Origin of the sequence: Mesorhizobium sp. M4A.F.Ca.ET.050.02.1.1 (assembly GCF_003997725.1) — a bacterium.
Lineage (GTDB): Bacteria > Pseudomonadota > Alphaproteobacteria > Rhizobiales > Rhizobiaceae > Mesorhizobium.
The window spans coordinates 1-1,194 of record NZ_RZSG01001197.1; the positions used below are offsets into that span (position 1 = coordinate 1).

Below are 1,194 nucleotides of genomic sequence, written 5' to 3' on the forward strand. Positions count from 1 at the left end.
GCCGGCGCTCGCCGCCTGGGGCACCGGCCTGTTCGAGCTGATCGCCGGATTGCTCGTCCTCGTCGGCTTCCAGACGCGAATCGTCGGCCTGCTGCTCGCCGCCTTCTGCGTGGCAGCAGGCCTCATCGGCCACTATGGTCAGGGTGGCGACGACGCCATGCTCGCCTTCCTGCACCAGCAGATGCTGATGAAGGACATCGCGATCGCAGGCGGCTTCCTGGCGCTGGCAATGGCCGGCGCCGGCGCCTGGTCGATCGACGGGCGTAGCTTCGGCGTTGGCGCCGACATCACCTGACGCCCTATTTGACCGAAACGCTCGGCCCATTCTCGACCGCCAGCACCAGCCGGCGGTTGGTGATCCGGGCCAGTTGCGCCAGCCTGCCGGCCGGGCGCTCGCCATAGAGGTCGGCAAGTGAGGCCGGCAGCACCAGCGCCAGCATGCCGTTGCCGCGGTTTTCCCATTTCAGCCTGGGCATCACGCCCGGCATCGCCGCCGTCATCAGGTAGACGACGCGCATCATTGCGGCGAGAACGCGGGCGCGCTCGAGGATGCGCGGCGGCGCCAGCGCCTTGATCTCGGGCGCGATGCCCTCGTTGAAGATGCCGTCATGGCGGTAGGCGCCGGCCAGCGCCAGATAGGCGCGGCCGGGATGGTCGACGCCGATGAAAGAGGCGTGCGCGATGATGTTGAGAGACTGCCTGCCGCGGTATTCGGGATGCGCGCGCCAACCAATATCGGCGAGCAGGCAGGCGGCCTGGCGGTAACGCGCCTCGTCCTCTGTCTCGTCGATGCCGAAAGCGGCAAAGGCCTTGCCGGTCCAGTCGACCAGCTCATGCGCATGGTGGACCGAGCGCGAGCGCAATAGCGCGAGTTCCTCGGCGGCCGAGATCAGCGGATCGGCCTTCTGCTCGGCCTCGTCGAGCAGCGAGTAGAGAAAGCCCTCGCGCACGCCGAGCGCCGAAACGACGATCTTCGACGGCTGCATCGCCGACATGATCTCCTGCAGCACGATGGCGCCATAGGGGAGCAGCGAGCGGCGGTTCTTGGAAACGCCTTCGATGCCCTTGACCTTCTCGATCTCGGCCTTCGTCACCTGCTTCAGGAAGCTCTGCGCGCTGTCGGCCGAGATCTCATAGTGATGCATGACGCCGAGCGGGTAGTTGGTCATTTCCATGTGCAGCCGGGCGAGGTTT

At 66.8% G+C, this 1,194-nt stretch carries 1 protein-coding gene and 1 pseudogene; one reads left to right on the plus strand and one right to left on the minus strand.

Annotated elements, in window-relative coordinates; translation table 11 throughout:
* On the plus strand, positions 1–295 hold a 295-nt coding region (locus tag EOA33_RS36255; protein WP_145989530.1), incomplete at its 5' end, for a DoxX family protein.
* 4 nt (positions 296–299) lie between these two features.
* Here the strand turns inward: EOA33_RS36255 and EOA33_RS36260 are convergent.
* A pseudogene (locus EOA33_RS36260) lies at positions 300–1,194 on the minus strand (exopolyphosphatase); the annotation flags it as partial.